Source organism: Paenibacillus sp. ISL-20 (assembly GCF_018613005.1).
GTDB lineage: Bacteria > Bacillota > Bacilli > Paenibacillales > Paenibacillaceae > Paenibacillus_AQ.
This window is the reverse complement of sequence record NZ_JAGGRD010000019.1, coordinates 190,373-206,942: the sequence shown is the minus strand read 5'-3', so window position 1 is coordinate 206,942 and position 16,570 is coordinate 190,373. Positions and strand designations below refer to the sequence as shown.

Here is a 16,570-nt window from a genome sequence, read left to right as displayed (position 1 = left end):
TCGGTCGAGGGCTTATCCAAACATATTTCAATGTGCTGCAAATTCGTTTCGTATCTAGTTTTCAGGTGATCAATCACTTGAATTAAATATTGTTCCCTGATAGCTCAGTTGGTAGAGCACTCGACTGTTAATCGAGTTGTCACAGGTTCGAGTCCTGTTCGGGGAGCCATTTATGGAGAGGTGTCCGAGTTGGCCGAAGGAGCACGATTGGAAATCGTGTAGGCGCCAAAAGCGTCTCGAGGGTTCGAATCCCTCTCTCTCCGCCACTATTATTTCAAGCAAGGCCCGTTGGTCAAGGGGTTAAGACACCTCCCTTTCACGGAGGTAACAGGGGTTCGAATCCCCTACGGGTCACCACTTTCTTTATTGCATCAGGGGATGAGAATCCTGTCGGTTCGTCGGAGGATAACTTCGTAAGTATAGGCTTCGCAGTCTCGAACGAAGTGAGAGTATCCCCTACGGGTCACCACTTTCTTTTGAAAAACACTTGCTTCTTATATCAGGTTTTGGTATGATTAAAGTCGCTTTGTTACGGAGGCTTAGCTCAGCTGGGAGAGCATCTGCCTTACAAGCAGAGGGTCGGGGGTTCGATCCCCTCAGCCTCCACCATAATTTATCCCCAAAAAGTGAAGCTCATGCTTCGCAGGTGATTCCGATTACTTTTCGAGGATCCCATACAAGCAACCCTTATAATGACGCGGGGTGGAGCAGTTCGGTAGCTCGTCGGGCTCATAACCCGAAGGTCGTAGGTTCAAATCCTGCCCCCGCAACCAATTTATATCGCGATAGCGATAATGCCTCATGGAACTGTGGTGTAGAGGCCTAACATGCCTGCCTGTCACGCAGGAGATCGCGGGTTCGAATCCCGTCAGTTCCGCCATTCTTACAAGCTTCAGGGATGAGAATCCATCATGGGTTCGTCGAAGCATCATCTTCGTTAGCATAGACTTCGCAGTCTCGAACGAAGAGAGAGTATCCCGTCAGTTCCGCCATTATTTATAACTTTGGGATGAGATGAGTATCCGATATTGGGTTCCGTCAAAGTTCGCGAAGAGCTTTAAGGCTCGGTAGCTCAGTCGGTAGAGCAGAGGACTGAAAATCCTCGTGTCGGCGGTTCGATTCCGTCCCGAGCCACCATGTACGTTTTATAACTTTATATGCCGGTGTAGCTCAATTGGTAGAGCAACTGACTTGTAATCAGTAGGTTGGGGGTTCAAGTCCTCTCGCCGGCACCATTCTGGAGGATTAGTGAAGTGGCTAAACACGGCAGACTGTAAATCTGCTCTCTTCGAGTTCGGTGGTTCGAATCCATCATCCTCCACCAGTTTTTAGGGGCATAGTTTAAAGGTAGAACAACGGTCTCCAAAACCGTTGGTGTGGGTTCAATTCCTGCTGCCCCTGCCATTGAATATTTATAATGAACTTGGCGATCGTGGCGAAGGGGTTAACGCACCGGATTGTGGTTCCGGCATTCGTGGGTTCGAGACCCATCGGTCGCCCATTATTTCATTATGATTATTCTCTAAAAAAACTATTACATTATGGCGATCGTGGCGAAGGGGTTAACGCACCGGATTGTGGTTCCGGCATTCGTGGGTTCGAGACCCATCGGTCGCCCCATAGTTTTTTTAAAAAAATGTTGGGGATTAGCCAAGCGGTAAGGCAACGGACTTTGACTCCGTCATGCATAGGTTCGAATCCTATATCCCCAGCCATTGATTTTTATGTTTGCGGACGTGGCTCAGCGGTAGAGCATCGCCTTGCCAAGGCGAGGGTCGCGGGTTCGATTCCCGTCGTCCGCTCCATTTTTATTTCTGGCGCCATAGCCAAGTGGTAAGGCACAGCTCTGCAAAAGCTTTATCCCCAGTTCGAATCTGGGTGGCGCCTCCATAACCAAACTATGTGCCCTTAGCTCAGCTGGATAGAGCGTTTGACTACGAATCAAAAGGTCAGGAGTTCGAATCTCTTAGGGCACGCCATAAAGTAAGCCGGTGTGGCGGAATTGGCAGACGCGCGCGACTCAAAATCGTGAGGGAAACCGTGGGGGTTCGAGTCCCTTCACCGGCATCATCCAAAAGGAATGTAGACTATAAACGTCTGCATTCCTTTTTTCGTTGCATCTACATCGATAGCTTCGTTTCTCGGTAGCAGCTAAGCTGAAGATCCGTTACTCTTCGTGGGCTAATCGTGATGAACCTAGGTGTTATGTCACTTCGTTTTATAACTCGCAAGCAATGCGCCTTAGTCCTATGCAAACTTCTGAGATATTAGGTAAAACAAAAGCAAGGATAGCGGAGAATTCATCTACACAGGTCAGCTTATCGAATCATTGATCCAGTGCAGGGTTGGACGCAGGTCTATAGGAGGCCCCGCCTTAGGTCTAGGTGCAAAAACCGTCCCCAGGCCGTTTTAGTTAAACTCGAAATTACCTAGAATAGAGTCATAAGGTTGAACAAATGAAACAACGATCAAACAACAGAAAGGCGGTGTATAAATGAGAAATTCAAAAGGAAATGGAATGAGTATCCTGTTGATTGGTGTAGGGATCTTGGTTCTCCTGGGAGTATTCGGTCCTCTGCTTGGATGGTTGTTCAGTCTTGTAATTCCAATCCTGATGGTCGCTTTGGGATACTACGGGATCCGGAGAGGTAACACCTTGATGGGATGGGTTATTCTCGGTATCGGTGTGATCTGGTTGATGGGTAAACTGTCTTGGCTGATCGGTCCGATCCTTGGAATCATCTTGATCATCTACGGGGTGTCCCGATTGAAGAATGGTAGACCCCGTTATTGATAAGGCCACTACATTAAATAACATACAAAAACAACAGATCATGATAGATGAGGAGGGCTAAGCGAATATGAGTGTTTTCCGGCGGATAAGAGACATAACCGTAGCAACATTGAATGAAAAGCTCGAGCAGAGCCAGGATCCGGTTCGATTGATCGACCAGTTCCTACATTCAACCAGACAGGACATTGCTGAGGCTGAGAAGCTGCAGCAGCAATGTCAAGTACATTCCAGACAGCTGAAGCAGCAGGTGGATCAAGCAGAAACCATGCGATATAAACGCGAAGAGCAGGCACTGCTTGCACTGAAGGCCGGCGAAGAACATCTTGCCAAGCTGGCATTGCAGGAGAAGCTGATCTATGAGGAAAAGATTGAACAGTATCAAGGCCTGTTGTCCTCAAGCCTGGAGTCGTTAAAAGAAATCGAGGAGCAGCTCGGCGAGCTGCGGATGGAATATCAGACGGTATACAGCAAACGTCAGTATTATGTTGCCCGAGTGGAAACCCTTCGTCTTCAGCAAAAAATGAATGAACGTACAGGCTCCTATGGCGGCGGTCCTGATGTACCGAAGATGTTCAATCGTCTCGAAGACCGTATCAGCGACTGGGAACTGGAAGCCAGAAGTCTTCGCGATTTACGCCGCATGGGGCAGGAATACATGGATCAGGCTGGTGAAACAGTCTCCACTGTATTGGAAAAAGAACTTGCCCGCCTGAAGCAAAAGCTGAATAACAGCGGAAAGGAGTAACCATGACTAGATTGTACCGTTCCACCCGAGACAAGATGTTCACAGGGTTGATCGGCGGTATATCCGATCATTTCGGAGTCGAATCTACCCTACTTAGAATCATATTTGTAGTCAGTATCTTTTTCACAGGCGGTACAACGCTGTTGATCTATCTGATTGCATCCCTTGTAGTACCTAAGGAGCCGTATTATCACGATCCGTACGGTCCACAGGGAAGACATGGCGGCGGATACCGTTACAACGATCATCCGGGCCCGGGACCAGGCTACAACAGCTATAACGATGCTTATGGACGTCAAGGCTATCCTAATGAGCATGGAAGTTTTGGTCCCAAATATGACCGTCCCAATGGCACAAGAAACAACGCGTCAGCGGATTCCGACCTGGATGCGATGATGAAGGATATTGAGAGAAAAGCAATGCAAAAAGAAATCGAAGAATTGAAGAAAAAACTTTCGAACTATGAGAAGGGAGATAAATAACATGGGAGTATTTAAAAGAATTAAGGATATGACGAAAGCATCGGTGAATGAACTGCTGGATAAAGTAGAGGATCCAATCGTAATGTTGAACCAGTACCTGCGCGACATGGAGGCAGAAATTCACGAAGCAGAGGTAACGGTTGCGAAGCAAATGGCTAACGAGCGTCGTATGAAGCAGCGCGTCGATGAGGCTGTGAAGATGGCGGCACAACGTGAAGCTCAAGCTGAATTGGCTCTGAAAAATGGTCAAGAAGAAGTGGCTCGCAAGCTGCTTGAAGAAAAAATTTATTTCGATCAAAAAGAAACCGAGTACGTGGAATTGCACCTGCAATCCGAGGCTCAAGCGAAAGAACTTGTAGCTCAGCTGCATGAAATGAAAGACGAGTTCTACAAAATGCGCAACAAGCGCAATGAGCTTGTAGCTCGCGCTCAAATGGCTAAAGCGAAGAAGCAAATGTCTCAAGTGAGCAGTCTGCACACGATCGAAAGCGGCAGTGCGTCGATGGGCTTCCACCGCATGGAGGAAAAAATCATGCAGTTGGAAGCAGAAGCTGATGTGCTTCGCGCCCCATACCGTCCTAACAATGCAGTATACACAAGCCCAGTGGATGCTGAGAAGCAATTGAAGGTGGATGAGCAGCTTCGAGCTTTGAAAAACAAAATGGGGAATTCCTCGAAGTCCGAGTAATTCCTTAACAAGTCAGCAAAATAAGATTAAACCGTATTCGAACACCATGTTCATATGATATGCTATACGAATGAGATTGTCGTATAGTACAGGCAAAGCCATACAGTGGAGAACGTCTCACTGCTATGGCTTTTCCGAGCTTATATCTTGGTCATCAAGGAGGTGCGACATGGACAGAAACCGCTGGATAGCAGTTGGTTTAATCAGCTTGGGTTTTATTATGCTTTTCGGCCGATGGTTTGGTTTCTTCACCATTGTCGCCCTGTTACTCATGTTCGCAGGTGTCCTTCAGATCAGACAAGGTTATGTGAAGAAGGGATACATTCTGCTCGGAGTAGGTGCCGTACTGCTGCTGCTGGAGCATCTCATGTTGATTATCGGCATTAGCTTGATATCGCTAGGTATTTTTTATGGCAAGTCCAAGAGAGCCCATACCACGACAAAGTACGTTCAGAAGCAGAACTTTATGTCCAACTTTGATTGGGACCGGACTCCATGGGTGATGCGCAGTCTGAGTGTGTGGCATGTACTTGGAGAAGCGGATGTGGATCTGTCCCTGGCGCTTCCGGAGGAACGCCAAACGGTCCTTATGTTCCATGGAATGCTGGGGGATATTGATCTGATGATCCCGGACTATTATGGGGTGGAGATCGAAGCCTCGATCCTGTTTGGCTCGATTCACATGGACGACCGGAAGGAAACCGGCATATTAAACCGCGTGCGGTATAAATCACCCAATTACGAGACCAGTGAATATAAAGTGAAATTTATTGTTTCTTATTTAGGCGGAGATTTGAATATAAGAATGACATAATAAACGTATGTTTTGTGTAAACCATTCAGGAGGGTTGCCCCGTGGAAACGGAAAAGAAAGCAAATATGATTACCCGAAGTATGCGTGAGGGGACCCTTCTGGGATTGGTTGTCATGCTCGTTGTCCTATATTTATTATATACATATGGTTATCTTCAACCGTTTGAGACGTGGAAGAATCGGATCGAAGCTGGCATCACCCTGGTATTGCTGCCGATTGGGCTGGGTGCGATCTATGGCTTCTTCCAGGGATACAGGGTAAAACGACGAGTCGATCTCGTAAGGGAAACGCTGGTGAACTGGGAAAAAGGCACCCTTACGGACGTGATGCCGGACATCGGCGAAGACGAAGTGGGCCGGCTTGGAGAACAGCTGGTGAAGATCAGCAAGCGCTGGGAGGATCAGGTGTCTTCCTTGCAGCGGTTATCCACAAATAATGCCCAGCTTGCCGAGCAAGCCAGGGTTACGGCGATTGTGGAAGAGAGGCAGCGTCTGGCGCGCGAGCTCCATGATGCAGTTTCTCAGCAGCTGTTTGCCATCTCAATGACGGCAACCGCTGTAGGTAGGACGCTGGATAAGGATTTTGACAAAGCGCAGCGCCAGGTAGCACTGATCGAGGAAATGTCGGCTGTGGCCCAGTCCGAGATGAGGGCGCTTCTACTTCATCTGCGGCCGGTTTATCTCGAAGGGAAAGCACTAGAGCAGGGGCTGCGGGAACTGATTAAGGAATTGCGAATCAAAGTACCTATGGAAATTACGTTTGAAATGGACGATGACATACATTTGCTCAAAGGGATCGAAAATCATCTGTTCCGTATAATCCAGGAGGCCATGTCGAATACCCTCAGACACTCGAAAGCCGAGAAAATGGACATCCGGATTCACCGCAGGCAGAACACCGTTCGGGTGATGCTGCGTGATGACGGGATCGGGTTTGAACTGGACGACAAGAAACAGACTTCCTACGGTCTTTCGACCATGCAGGAACGGGTAACTGAAATCGGCGGCTCGGTACAATTCATCACAGCCCCGGGTAAAGGGACTCGAATTGAGATCGTTGTGCCACTCATAAATGATGAACGTAAACGGGGGGATGGAGATGGAAACGCCGATTAAGGTGCTGCTGGTGGATGATCATGAGATGGTCCGGATCGGTTTAGCGGCTGTGCTTGGTACAGAGGACGGCATCGAGGTGGTTGGTGAAGCGGGTAGCGGCGAGGAAGGGATACGCTTAGCGCAGGAATATCATCCTGATGTGGTGCTGATGGACTTGGTGATGGACGGGATGGATGGAATCGAGACGACGCGCCAATTGATGAATCAGTTTCCGAATCTCAAGGTCATTGTACTGACCAGCTATCTGGACGATGAGAAGATGTATCCGGTTATTGAAGCAGGTGCGTTCAGTTATTTATTGAAGACATCCCGTGCTTCTGAAGTAGCTGATGCTATACGTGCAGCCGCACGCGGGCAGTCGGTGCTGGAGTCGCAGGTTGCCTCCAAGATGATGAATCGATTCCGGCATCCGCAAAATGAAGTTCCGGCGCATAACGACCTTACGGACCGGGAAATGGAAGTGCTGCGATTGGTGGCGCAGGGCAAGTCGAATCAGGATATTGCCGATGATTTGATTATAGGCATCAAAACTGTGAAGTTTCATGTGACGAATATATTAGGCAAGCTGGGGGTAGAGGATCGGACCCAGGCTGCCATCTACGCTTATAAAAATGGGCTGGCTGAGTAAGGAGTGCCGGCTCTTTTTTATACATGAGCGTGAAAAGATTCAAGATGCTGAGCATGGTATAAAAGCAATCCATGATGCGATGCGTGAGGTATAAACATATCCATGTAACTCTAAGAAGCAGACGAAGGACTCCCGGATCGGGAGCTTTTTTATTTATGAACGGGGAAGCCGGAAGATTTACATACAGCCCGTTTGAAGGATCTTTTTAAAAAAAGCGAGGTATAATTCTGCGGAGATGAGGCCATCCTTTTTACTAGATTGATAGATTCGAACGGGGAGGCGCGACTGACTATGCGGAAGATGCGTTTACAGATCATGGTGATGATGTTGTTGCTGTGCGGGGCAGCAGGTATGATGGCGGGTTTTGCGGGAACAACGGAAAGCAATCGAAATGAATCAGCTCCGCGTGCGAGAGAAGCGTCAACTTCAGCTTCAGGTGGAACGGGAGAAAAAGATATCGATGGAACAACTGGAGCCGGGGGAGCTACAGAAAGCGATCTAACGCTTCTGACAGCGCTCGGGCAAGAATATATGGAGCCTTCGGCAATGCTCACGGTAAAAATTCAAGGAGAAATGATAAATTCTGTTCCTAAGGATCAAGCTAAGACAGCAGCTGAGCAGTTGGCTCGTACAATGGGGCTCTCCGGAATTACGACCTCCAAGCTTCAAGGAAATGAAGTGTTCCAAGCAGAAGGCGTGCTCTCAGGTGTATCCGTGCACCTGGATTGGGCCCTCACGAAGGTGGGCCATAGTTATATCAGATCCATGCTTGTTGGAGAAGCGGCTGGGCAGACCCGGGAAATGATGGTCCTACAGCAGCAGATTCAAGAGATGATGAATCAAGCAGGCATACCGAACACATGGAATGCGTCCATTCAAGGGTATGCAACGGAGACCGCAAGCGTTGATGCGACGATGGCTCAGGTAGAAGAGGCTGCAGCCCAAACACTCCCGCTTCGCTCCGTTGAGGGTTATGCAGATGACACAACACGAAGCCGTTCGTATGAGGCTCCTTCACTCGGTGCTTTTGTGATGAGTGGCGACACGCCGATTCATATGCAGATCGCAGTGCATGAAGATTCGATGAAGAAAAGTAGTAGAATAACGATCGGATTTCCCGTCATTACAATAGAATATTGAAAATGATTTCTGAAACTCCGATGAAAAAATACGGAATGAGATAGCATACTTGAAATGAATATGCTAAAATGTCATCACATCGAGTTAAGTGCCGATGCATAAAAATACACTATAATTCATAGAAAGAATGAGGAGCCATGGCTGAAAATCAAAATCTAGATACAATGAAGACACCGGGAGCTGTATTTTTCATCTTTGGAGCGACTGGTGATTTGGCAAGACGTAAGTTGTTTCCGGCGATCTACAGTCTTTATCGTGAAGGAAAACTGGATGAGGATTTTGCGGTAATCGGCGTGGCGCGGCGTCCGCGCACACAGGAAGAGTTTCGTGAGGACGTGTATCGTTCGATTCAGGAATTCTGCCGATACAGTTCGGAACAGGATAGTGAATGGAATGCATTTGCACAGCATTTTGAATATAAATCTTTAGATATTAACAATATTGACGGTTTCCGTGAGCTTCGTGAACAAACGGAGCAATTGGAAACGAAATTTAATATACCGGGTAATCGCTTGTTTTATCTGGCACTTGCACCGGAATTGTTCGGCAGCGTATCGTTTAACCTGATGAAGGGCGGAATGCTCGACGGAGAAGGCTGGAACCGTCTTGTGATCGAGAAGCCATTCGGCTACGATCTGGAATCGGCTGCCAAGCTGAACGAAGAAATCCGTAAAGTATTCAAGGAAGAAGAGGTCTACCGGATTGACCATTATCTTGGTAAAGAAATGGTACAGAACATCGAAGTTATGCGTTTTGCGAATGCTTTCTTTGAGCCGCTGTGGAACAACAAGCATATCGCCAACATCCAAATCACGCTTGGTGAGACGGTTGGTGTCGAGGAGCGCGGCGGATACTATGATCATGCCGGTGCACTAAGGGATATGGGCCAAAACCATATGCTGCAGCTGCTAACCATGATTGCGATGGAACCGCCTAGCCGTCTGCTCGCAGAGGATATCCGCGACGAGAAGGTAAAAGTGCTTCGTTCCTTGCGTCCGTATGCCACACATGAAGAAGTGAAGAAGAACGTAGTTCGTGGTCAGTATACAAGCGGTTCAGCGGGCGGTAAAGATCTGCCGGCTTACCGTGAAGAGGACAAGGTTAATCCGGAATCCAATACGGAAACCTATTTTGCGGCCAGAGTATTTGTGGACAACTTCCGCTGGGCGGGTGTACCGTTCTATATCCGCACGGGCAAACGTCTGCCGGTTAAGACAACCGAGGTGGTTGTTGAGTTCAAACGGATGCCAACCAACGTATATTTGGGCCAAAAGCATTCCCTGGAGCCTAACCTGCTTGTCATCCGCGTGAATCCGATGGAAGGCATTTACGTCAAGATAAATGCCAAGAAGCCGGGATCTGAATCCGAGATCGCTCCTGTAGCGATGGACTTCTGCCAAAGCTGCATCGTGGGCATTAACTCTCCTGAAGCATATGAGCGTCTACTGCATGACGCTGCTCGTGGGGATTCCACTTACTTTACACGCTGGGACGAAGTGGCTTCGGCATGGTCCTTCGTGGATCGTATTGCCAGCGCATGGAGAGAGAACCAGGGCGAGCTGGAATCGTATCCTGCGGGTTCTTGGGGACCTGCCAAGGCAGATGAGCTGTTGAAGGAAGACGGATTCCACTGGTGGCCGGTTAACGGTCAACTCGAGGATAATGTGGTGTGGTTGAAAAACTAAGATCATTTTCTAAAATTTACGTATTAAAAATCATCCTCATGCGCACGGCGCATGGGGATGATTTGCGTATGAATTGTGGTACAATGATATACATGACTTTAGTTACGAAGGGATAAGTGAAATGGCAAAGCTAATAGATGAACTGCAGCAGGAAGTGGATAAGCGCCGTACGTTCGCGATTATTTCCCACCCTGACGCCGGTAAAACAACACTGACCGAGAAGCTGCTCTTGTTCGGGGGCGCCATTCGTCTGGCTGGATCGGTTAAAGCTCGTAAAGCGAGCAAGCATGCAACGAGTGACTGGATGGAGATCGAGAAGCAGCGGGGAATCTCGGTTACCTCGTCTGTTATGCAATTTGATTATTTAGGGCATCGAATTAATATATTGGATACGCCGGGTCACCAAGACTTCAGTGAGGATACCTATCGTACGCTGACAGCTGCTGACAGCGCCGTCATGTTGATTGACGTAGCCAAGGGGGTCGAGGCTCAAACGATTAAATTATTCCAGGTGTGTGCGAAGCGGGGCATTCCGATCTTTACCTTTATCAACAAACTCGACCGCGAAGGGCGCAGCCCGTTTGATTTGATGGAGGAGCTTGAACAGGTTCTCGGCATCCGCTCTGTACCGATGAATTGGCCGATCGGCTCCGGGCGTGATCTGTGCGGCGTGTACGACCGGGTTAAGAATCAGGTTGAATTGTTCCAGGGCGACGACCATTCCACGATTAAAGTGCAGAAGGTCGAGGGCTATGAGGATCCGATCATTCGCGAGATGGCAGGCGATTACCTGCATGATCAGTTATGTCAAGACCTCGAGCTGCTGGATGTTGCCGGAGACCAATTTGATCTGGAGAAAGTTATGCAGGGTCAGTTAACACCTGTATTCTTCGGCAGTGCGATCAATAATTTCGGCGTCCAGACCTTCCTGGAGAACTTTCTTCAGCTTGCACCGAAGCCGGAGCCGCGCCATAGTAAGGACGGTTTGGTGGAACCCACCGAAGAGAAGTTCTCCGGATACGTATTTAAGATTCAAGCCAATATGAATCCGGCTCACCGGGATCGTATCGCTTTCCTGCGAATCGTATCGGGCAAGTTTGAACGCGGTATGAGCGTGAAGCATGTTCGGGTAGGCAAGGAAATCAAGCTGGCGCAGCCGCAGCAGTTTTTGGCCCAGGATCGAGATATTGTGCAGGAGGCATACCCTGGCGATATTATCGGTCTGTTTGACCCGGGCATCTTCCGGATTGGGGACTCGCTCAGTCAAGGACGTGAAGTTGTATTCGATGAGCTTCCAACGTTTTCACCAGAAATCTTTGCCAAAGTAACGGTGAAGAATGCGCTGAAGCATAAGCAGTATCAGAAGGGGATTGATCAGCTGACGGAAGAGGGTACCATTCAGGTATTCCGTACCGTGAGTTTCGATGAGACCATTCTCGGGGTTGTCGGACAGCTCCAGTTCGAAGTCTTCGAGTACCGGATGAAGGGAGAATACGGCGTCGATGTCATGCTTCAACGGATGCCGTATCAGTTCGCTCGCTGGATCGTGGATGACAATATTGATCCGTCCAAGTTCCGGATTAACTCAACACTGGTCAAGGACAAGAAGGATAACTATGTTGTCTTGTTCGAAAATGAGTATGCGATGAGAACGGCCATCGACAAGAATCCAACGGCTCAGTTTCTTGAGACTGCTCCATAAGTGATGTTATAAATATGCAATGTAAAGAACAATCCCCCAGCCTTCACAGCTTAGGGGATTGTTCTTTTTGTTGACTATGGGATTATCCTTGAAGTTTGCCAGGCGTAACGGTTTTCAAATGATCATGCAGGGAGGAGACAAGGCTGTTCTGCTGGGAAGCATTCATGTCTTTCCACATCATTTCAAACATTACACCGAGTCCCGGCAGGGCAGCTTCAGGCCCGTCAACGGAACCCTCGATCATGGAGCGCAGCTCTTCTTCGTCCTGATTGTGGACTTTATGAATGACGGCCTGCCTTAGATCTAACAATATGGACATGGATATGTTCCTCCTTGTTATGAAAGGGTCATTGTGTAATGTACCCGTTCCAGGGCAGTTACATTCAAGTATTCGGGACAGTATGATATACTATTATCATTATGATTATGGATGACCTAGGCTCGTGGGGGGATATATAAATGGCTAAGAAGCAGTACGCAGTAATCGGTATGGGGCGTTTTGGCACGAGTGTTGCCAAGGAATTGAGCAGCATGGGATTTGATGTATTAGCCGTAGACGCGAGCGAACAGCGCATTCAGGAAATCGCGAGTATGGTCACGCATGCCGTATCGGCGGATTCGACCGATGAAGAAGCGCTTCGGGCGCTGGGCATACGGAATTTTGATGTGGTTGTCGTGGCGATCGGGGAGGATATTCAATCCAGCATTTTGACTACGCTGATCTTGAAGGATCTTGGCGTACCGGCCATTATCGTGAAAGCGAAGAATGAGCTGCACGGAAAAGTGCTGAACAAAATCGGTGCAGATAAGGTGATTTTCCCTGAGCGGGATATGGGGCTTCGGGTTGCCCACCATCTGGTGTCACCGAATATTTTGGATTACATCGATTTGTCAGACGACTACAGCATTATGGAGATGCTTGCTACAGGAGATCTGGTCGGTCACAATCTGATAGAGCTGGATATTCGGGCACGGTTCGGCTGCAATGTCATGGCGATTCGAAGTGATGCGGACATGAACATTTCGCCAAGTCCGGATGACCGGATTGAGGAAGGCGATATTCTCGTTATTGTGGGGCATAAGAATGACTTAACGAAGCTGGAGCTTGCTTATCCGAAGTAATACTGTCCATTTGGGGTATGCTGGGTTGAGCTGGACTCGGTTTTGTATATAAGTAAAGAACGGATGGATTACCATGGAGATACTATCGCCGCAGAATGCCAGAGTGAAGGGCTGGGCACAGCTGCAGGAGAAAAAACATCGAGACAAGCAGAACAAGTATGTGGTGGAAGGCATTCATCTCGTACAGGAAGCACTGTCATCCGGAGCGGACATCGAGTGCGTTGCTTATGATGTGGAGAAGGGGATTCCCCAAGAACTCCGTTTTATATCGGATACAGGACAAGGCGCCGAATGGATTGGCGTATCCTATGCCGTCATCTCAAAGGTCAGTGATACGCCGTCACCGCAGCAGGTGTTTGCCGTGGTTCGCAAAGAAGCACGTCAATGGCAGGATCTGATCCTGCGTGAGAACGGTTTGGTTGTCGTTCTGGACGGTCTTCAGGACCCGGGGAATGTGGGAACCATCATACGAAGCGCAGATGCCGTAGGGGCTACAGGCGTGGTTCTGGGACGCGGCTGTGCTGATTTGTATAACCCCAAGACGCTGCGCTCTACCATGGGATCCCTGTTTCATCTACCTGTGCTGGAGGGTGATCTGCTGAGCATTTTGCCGGAGGCCAGGGATCAGGGAGCCCGATTGGTCACAACCATGCTAGAAGGGAAACGCTCCTGCTTCGAGTATGATTTCCAAGAGACAAGCTGGATCGTGATCGGAAGCGAAGGGCGCGGTGTCTCACCTGAGGTTGCGGAACTGGTGGACGATGCGATCCGGATTCCCATGCCGGGGAAAGCCGAATCGTTGAATGCGGCTATGGCTGCTTCGGTGTTGATGTATGAGGCTTTACGGCAAAGAGAGTATGCCGGTCAATAAAGACTGGAACGGCTCGACAAGGCTGGAAGTGATTAGAAAGCAATTGCTAATCATATCCGGCTTTTTTTATTTAAGAGATAAGAAAGCATAAACTTCAGAGGCTTACCCTCCTTATCTCGCAAGAAAAACTTCCGCTAAATGGGGTCTGGCTTCTATGCAAGTACGTCGATGACGTTTTTCTTATTTTTGATAAAGCTGGTAATAATAACAGAGTGTTCGAAAGGAGTAAAACCCAATGTACGAGCAAAAAACAAAAGAAACGGATCACAGCGTGGTGGAGTTTATAGAGCAAGTGGATTCGCCAAAAAAACGGGAGGATGCTTATCGTTTGCTGGAGGTCTTTGAGGAGACGAGCGGTTTTCCGGCTAAGATGTGGGGACCCAGCATCATCGGCTTTGGCTCCTACCATTACCGCTACGCTACCGGGCATGAAGGAGATGCGCCGTTTGTAGGTTTTTCGCCGCGCAAAGCGAAGATCAGTTTGTATTTTGCGCCGGGCGATGAGCAGCGGGAGGAGCTGTTGACGAGTTTCGGTAAACATACGGCCGGGAAAGGCTGCGTGTATATTAATAAAGTGGCGGACATTGATATGGAGGTCCTAAAGCAGCTGATTCGGGAATCGATCGCCTTCTTGAACAGGACCTACCCGGCTCAGACCTAGCGAGCTCAGGACATGAGATGTTGGCAAGATGCCTGGTTTCCTGACTTTAAGGGAAGCTGGACCTAGGGTGTGCTGAATGGGTATAAGGTGAATATTGGTATTTGACGTAAAACCATTTGGTGTCCTATAATGCAACAAGGGAAACCAAATGGTTTCGTAATTTAAACATAAGCGAGGTTAATGTGATATGGATAACCCATCAAACGGCAAGCTGCCGGATATTCGTCATACGCTTGTGCTGAAAGCACCGATCGAGAAGGTGTGGAAAGCCGTGGCAACGGCTGAAGGGATTTCGGCTTGGTTCATGCCCAACAATTTTGAACCGGTGGAAGGATTTGAGTTTCAATTGAATGCAGGCCCATGGGGAAATTCTCCTTGCAAGGTCACGCTTATTGACAAGCCTAAACGTTTGTCTTTTAACTGGGGCAAGGATTGGAGCGTTACGTTCGAACTGGTACAGCAGGGAGATCATACTGAATTCACGCTCATACACGGCGGTTGGACAGCGGATCAAGTGACCGAGTTCGAGGAAGCTCACGATATCGTACGGGGCCGTATGGACAAAGGCTGGGCAGGCATTGTTCAGAAGCTTGCAGGATACGTCGAGGCCTAATCTATGTCGCAAGCTGCTCCGAAGCATGATGTTTATCAAGCTATTGCAGATCCGACACGCCGTAAGCTGCTTGGCTTGTTAAGTGATAAGGAAATGCCGGTTAAAGAAATTACAGGGCACTTCTCCATGACGCGGACCGCTGTCTCCAAGCATCTCCGAATTCTGGAGGAAGCGGGACTTGTGCAGGACCGCAAGGTTGGACGCGAAACCCGCTATCGGCTGGATGTTGAACCGCTTCAGGAATTAAAAGATTGGCTGGCTTATTTCGACCGCTTCTGGGAGAATAAACTGTCGATGCTGAAATATTATGTGGAAGATCAAGAAGACCATCCAAAGAACGACCAGTAGATTCTTGATTCAGTCTTTCTTGAAAATGAGTATCTATAAGGAAGAAGAGTGAGGATAAGCCAACCTTGCTCTTCTTTTTTGCCGTTTGTCCGCATACCCTCTATACAGGATAGCTTGCCATGGTAAACATGCTCCTCTGGGAGTAAATAGGGGGGACCAAGCATGAGACGAAAGAGATGGGGAAGCAGACGTTTATCCTTTCCGTCCCTATCATGGCCCAAACCAAGGAGAGCTTATAAACCACCGCGCAGAGGTTTCCGGCCCGTACCACAGAGCCGAGGGCGTCCTCAGGTTGCCAAACGACGCAGCATGAAAAAATGGTGGCTGATCGGTGCTCTGCTCCTTGTGTTTGGGATCGTTGAGTTTTTTATGTATATTGAACAGAATCTGCGGCCGCCGATCATGCATTTAGCCCAAATCAGGGTCAAACAGATTGCCACTGAAGCGATTAATAAAGCGATCACCTCTCAGGTGACGCAGGGCAAGGATTTTGATAATCTGGTCAATTGGAAAACGGATAGCTCCGGCAAAGTGACGGGATTCATGCTGAATTATGCCGAGCATTTAAAAATCACGTCCCATACAACGGAGGTTGTTCAGAGCACATTGGACGATATCCATAAGCGCAAGGAGCATATTCCGCTTGGTCAGGTGTTAAAAAGCCCGATCATCGCGTCATTCGGTCCGCAAATTCCATTAAAGATCGAGCCGCAGGGAGCGGTGAAGGTTCAACTGGACACCAGGCAGCAGGGTGCAGGCATCAACATGATTCTGGTGGAGGTATTCGTCCACATTGTAACGGAAGTAGCGGTTGTTGTTCCTTTTGACATGGAGCCGCAGATTGTGGAAACCGATATTCCCATCTCTTATCTGCTCGTGGTCGGCGATGTGCCGATGTATTATTATGACGGGCAAGGAAAGGCCGTCGGCGAGAACAAGGCAAGTGCGCCGAGCATAGCGATACCGCCGCCCGTTACGAATGAGAACAGCCATAATACGGAGCAGGAAATCCCGCCTGCAACAACGCCGGATCATCCTCCAGATGGAACAACGCCGCCTCTGGAACCTTCACCTGGCGCAGCGGATTTATCCGAACAAACGGGGGGAAACAACACCGGAGGCTAAGAGCGTTGTCTAATTCCATTTTGGCGCCAGCGTATGG

At 48.8% G+C, this 16,570-nt stretch carries 17 protein-coding genes and 17 tRNA genes; 33 read left to right on the top strand and 1 reads right to left on the bottom strand.

All coding sequences use genetic code 11. The features are described 5' to 3' along the window. The first annotated feature begins 93 nt into the window (after positions 1–93). From J7E85_RS12240 to J7E85_RS12110, 27 genes are all read left to right on the top strand, one after another. Positions 94–169 (top strand) — tRNA-Asn (locus J7E85_RS12240). A gap of 5 nt (positions 170–174) precedes the next feature. After that, positions 175–266 (top strand) — tRNA-Ser (locus tag J7E85_RS12235). A 16-nt stretch (positions 267–282) separates the two neighbouring features. Then, positions 283–357: transfer RNA gene (locus J7E85_RS12230), tRNA-Glu, on the top strand. A gap of 176 nt (positions 358–533) precedes the next feature. Beyond that, positions 534–609 (top strand) — tRNA-Val (locus tag J7E85_RS12225). Positions 610–696: 87 nt separating this feature from the next. Next, positions 697–773 (top strand) — tRNA-Met (locus tag J7E85_RS12220). Positions 774–803: 30 nt separating this feature from the next. Next, positions 804–880: transfer RNA gene (locus J7E85_RS12215), tRNA-Asp, on the top strand. Between the two features lie 181 nt (positions 881–1,061). Continuing rightward, positions 1,062–1,137, top strand: a tRNA-Phe gene (locus tag J7E85_RS12210). A 22-nt stretch (positions 1,138–1,159) separates the two neighbouring features. Next, a tRNA-Thr gene (locus tag J7E85_RS12205) sits at positions 1,160–1,235 on the top strand. 4 nt (positions 1,236–1,239) lie between these two features. Next, a tRNA-Tyr gene (locus J7E85_RS12200) sits at positions 1,240–1,324 on the top strand. A 6-nt stretch (positions 1,325–1,330) separates the two neighbouring features. Further along, a tRNA-Trp gene (locus J7E85_RS12195) sits at positions 1,331–1,404 on the top strand. A 22-nt stretch (positions 1,405–1,426) separates the two neighbouring features. Then, positions 1,427–1,499, top strand: a tRNA-His gene (locus J7E85_RS12190). Positions 1,500–1,544: 45 nt separating this feature from the next. After that, positions 1,545–1,620, top strand: a tRNA-His gene (locus tag J7E85_RS12185). A 20-nt stretch (positions 1,621–1,640) separates the two neighbouring features. Then, a tRNA-Gln gene (locus J7E85_RS12180) sits at positions 1,641–1,715 on the top strand. A 15-nt stretch (positions 1,716–1,730) separates the two neighbouring features. Then, positions 1,731–1,805: transfer RNA gene (locus tag J7E85_RS12175), tRNA-Gly, on the top strand. Positions 1,806–1,816: 11 nt separating this feature from the next. Beyond that, positions 1,817–1,890, top strand: a tRNA-Cys gene (locus J7E85_RS12170). Positions 1,891–1,902: 12 nt separating this feature from the next. Continuing rightward, positions 1,903–1,979: transfer RNA gene (locus J7E85_RS12165), tRNA-Arg, on the top strand. Between the two features lie 8 nt (positions 1,980–1,987). Further along, positions 1,988–2,067 (top strand) — tRNA-Leu (locus tag J7E85_RS12160). Between the two features lie 427 nt (positions 2,068–2,494). Next, positions 2,495–2,794: a hypothetical protein gene (locus J7E85_RS12155; RefSeq protein ID WP_076324889.1), complete on the top strand. Its 300-nt coding sequence runs from the start codon at positions 2,495–2,497 to the stop codon at positions 2,792–2,794. A gap of 67 nt (positions 2,795–2,861) precedes the next feature. Beyond that, positions 2,862–3,539 (top strand): PspA/IM30 family protein, encoded by a 678-nt coding sequence (locus tag J7E85_RS12150; protein ID WP_076324888.1) that lies wholly within the window; start codon positions 2,862–2,864, stop codon positions 3,537–3,539. A 2-nt stretch (positions 3,540–3,541) separates the two neighbouring features. Next, positions 3,542–4,021 (top strand): PspC domain-containing protein, encoded by a 480-nt coding sequence (locus J7E85_RS12145; protein ID WP_076324887.1) that lies wholly within the window; start codon positions 3,542–3,544, stop codon positions 4,019–4,021. 1 nt (position 4,022) lies between these two features. Beyond that, positions 4,023–4,709: a PspA/IM30 family protein gene (locus J7E85_RS12140; protein WP_215158109.1), complete on the top strand. Its 687-nt coding sequence runs from the start codon at positions 4,023–4,025 to the stop codon at positions 4,707–4,709. Between the two features lie 169 nt (positions 4,710–4,878). Next, complete coding sequence (liaF, locus tag J7E85_RS12135; RefSeq protein ID WP_215158107.1) at positions 4,879–5,523, top strand: cell wall-active antibiotics response protein LiaF; 645 nt, start codon at positions 4,879–4,881, stop codon at positions 5,521–5,523. Positions 5,524–5,564: 41 nt separating this feature from the next. Further along, positions 5,565–6,638, top strand: a complete 1,074-nt coding sequence (locus J7E85_RS12130; protein WP_215158105.1) for a sensor histidine kinase — start codon at positions 5,565–5,567, stop codon at positions 6,636–6,638. After that, complete coding sequence (locus J7E85_RS12125) at positions 6,616–7,266, top strand: response regulator (RefSeq protein WP_215158129.1); 651 nt, start codon at positions 6,616–6,618, stop codon at positions 7,264–7,266. Before J7E85_RS12130 ends, J7E85_RS12125 begins: the two co-directional genes overlap by 23 nt. Positions 7,267–7,557: 291 nt before the next feature. After that, the gene (locus tag J7E85_RS12120; RefSeq protein WP_215158103.1) at positions 7,558–8,406 is read left to right on the top strand and encodes a YwmB family TATA-box binding protein; all 849 of its coding nucleotides are present in this window, start codon (positions 7,558–7,560) and stop codon (positions 8,404–8,406) included. Positions 8,407–8,543: 137 nt separating this feature from the next. Continuing rightward, positions 8,544–10,091 (top strand): glucose-6-phosphate dehydrogenase, encoded by a 1,548-nt coding sequence (zwf, locus tag J7E85_RS12115; RefSeq protein ID WP_215158100.1) that lies wholly within the window; start codon positions 8,544–8,546, stop codon positions 10,089–10,091. Positions 10,092–10,212: 121 nt separating this feature from the next. Further along, the gene (locus J7E85_RS12110) at positions 10,213–11,793 is read left to right on the top strand and encodes a peptide chain release factor 3 (RefSeq protein WP_098748897.1); all 1,581 of its coding nucleotides are present in this window, start codon (positions 10,213–10,215) and stop codon (positions 11,791–11,793) included. 82 nt (positions 11,794–11,875) lie between these two features. On the opposite strand, the gene sspI is transcribed toward J7E85_RS12110, so the two are convergent. Next, positions 11,876–12,112, bottom strand: coding sequence for a small acid-soluble spore protein SspI (gene sspI, locus J7E85_RS12105; RefSeq protein WP_076324880.1), 237 nt, complete (start codon positions 12,110–12,112; stop codon positions 11,876–11,878). A gap of 140 nt (positions 12,113–12,252) precedes the next feature. Between sspI and J7E85_RS12100 the strand changes: the two genes are divergently transcribed. The 6 genes from J7E85_RS12100 to yunB all read left to right on the top strand — a co-directional run bounded on the left by J7E85_RS12100 (position 12,253) and on the right by yunB (position 16,533). After that, positions 12,253–12,915, top strand: a complete 663-nt coding sequence (locus tag J7E85_RS12100) for a potassium channel family protein (protein ID WP_076324879.1) — start codon at positions 12,253–12,255, stop codon at positions 12,913–12,915. 73 nt (positions 12,916–12,988) lie between these two features. Beyond that, positions 12,989–13,786 carry a TrmH family RNA methyltransferase gene (locus J7E85_RS12095; RefSeq protein WP_215158098.1) on the top strand — a complete coding sequence of 266 codons (798 nt, stop codon included), beginning with the start codon at positions 12,989–12,991 and terminating at the stop codon, positions 13,784–13,786. Between the two features lie 235 nt (positions 13,787–14,021). Continuing rightward, positions 14,022–14,447, top strand: coding sequence for a DUF1801 domain-containing protein (locus J7E85_RS12090; RefSeq protein ID WP_215158096.1), 426 nt, complete (start codon positions 14,022–14,024; stop codon positions 14,445–14,447). Between the two features lie 187 nt (positions 14,448–14,634). Continuing rightward, positions 14,635–15,060, top strand: coding sequence for an SRPBCC family protein (locus J7E85_RS12085; protein WP_215158094.1), 426 nt, complete (start codon positions 14,635–14,637; stop codon positions 15,058–15,060). A gap of 3 nt (positions 15,061–15,063) precedes the next feature. After that, positions 15,064–15,408: an ArsR/SmtB family transcription factor gene (locus J7E85_RS12080; RefSeq protein ID WP_076324875.1), complete on the top strand. Its 345-nt coding sequence runs from the start codon at positions 15,064–15,066 to the stop codon at positions 15,406–15,408. Between the two features lie 162 nt (positions 15,409–15,570). Continuing rightward, a complete protein-coding gene (yunB, locus tag J7E85_RS12075; RefSeq protein WP_215158092.1) occupies positions 15,571–16,533 on the top strand; it encodes a sporulation protein YunB in 963 nt (320 codons plus the stop codon). The last annotated feature ends 37 nt before the right edge of the window (positions 16,534–16,570 follow it).

What these genes read in the sequence shown, in the direction of transcription:
- J7E85_RS12110 (WP_098748897.1), top strand. Translation starts at nt 10,213, where the DNA reads ATGGCAAAGCTAATAGATGAACTGCAGCAGGAAGTGGATAAGCGCCGT.
- J7E85_RS12140 (WP_215158109.1), top strand. Translation starts at nt 4,023, where the DNA reads ATGGGAGTATTTAAAAGAATTAAGGATATGACGAAAGCATCGGTGAAT.
- J7E85_RS12085 (WP_215158094.1), top strand. Translation starts at nt 14,635, where the DNA reads ATGGATAACCCATCAAACGGCAAGCTGCCGGATATTCGTCATACGCTT.
- J7E85_RS12145 (WP_076324887.1), top strand. Translation starts at nt 3,542, where the DNA reads ATGACTAGATTGTACCGTTCCACCCGAGACAAGATGTTCACAGGGTTG.
- J7E85_RS12155 (WP_076324889.1), top strand. Translation starts at nt 2,495, where the DNA reads ATGAGAAATTCAAAAGGAAATGGAATGAGTATCCTGTTGATTGGTGTA.
- liaF (WP_215158107.1), top strand. Translation starts at nt 4,879, where the DNA reads ATGGACAGAAACCGCTGGATAGCAGTTGGTTTAATCAGCTTGGGTTTT.
- J7E85_RS12095 (WP_215158098.1), top strand. Translation starts at nt 12,989, where the DNA reads ATGGAGATACTATCGCCGCAGAATGCCAGAGTGAAGGGCTGGGCACAG.
- J7E85_RS12125 (WP_215158129.1), top strand. Translation starts at nt 6,616, where the DNA reads ATGGAGATGGAAACGCCGATTAAGGTGCTGCTGGTGGATGATCATGAG.
- J7E85_RS12120 (WP_215158103.1), top strand. Translation starts at nt 7,558, where the DNA reads ATGCGGAAGATGCGTTTACAGATCATGGTGATGATGTTGTTGCTGTGC.
- yunB (WP_215158092.1), top strand. Translation starts at nt 15,571, where the DNA reads ATGAGACGAAAGAGATGGGGAAGCAGACGTTTATCCTTTCCGTCCCTA.
- sspI (WP_076324880.1), bottom strand. Translation starts at nt 12,112, where the DNA reads ATGTCCATATTGTTAGATCTAAGGCAGGCCGTCATTCATAAAGTCCAC.
- J7E85_RS12150 (WP_076324888.1), top strand. Translation starts at nt 2,862, where the DNA reads ATGAGTGTTTTCCGGCGGATAAGAGACATAACCGTAGCAACATTGAAT.
- zwf (WP_215158100.1), top strand. Translation starts at nt 8,544, where the DNA reads ATGGCTGAAAATCAAAATCTAGATACAATGAAGACACCGGGAGCTGTA.
- J7E85_RS12090 (WP_215158096.1), top strand. Translation starts at nt 14,022, where the DNA reads ATGTACGAGCAAAAAACAAAAGAAACGGATCACAGCGTGGTGGAGTTT.
- J7E85_RS12080 (WP_076324875.1), top strand. Translation starts at nt 15,064, where the DNA reads ATGTCGCAAGCTGCTCCGAAGCATGATGTTTATCAAGCTATTGCAGAT.
- J7E85_RS12100 (WP_076324879.1), top strand. Translation starts at nt 12,253, where the DNA reads ATGGCTAAGAAGCAGTACGCAGTAATCGGTATGGGGCGTTTTGGCACG.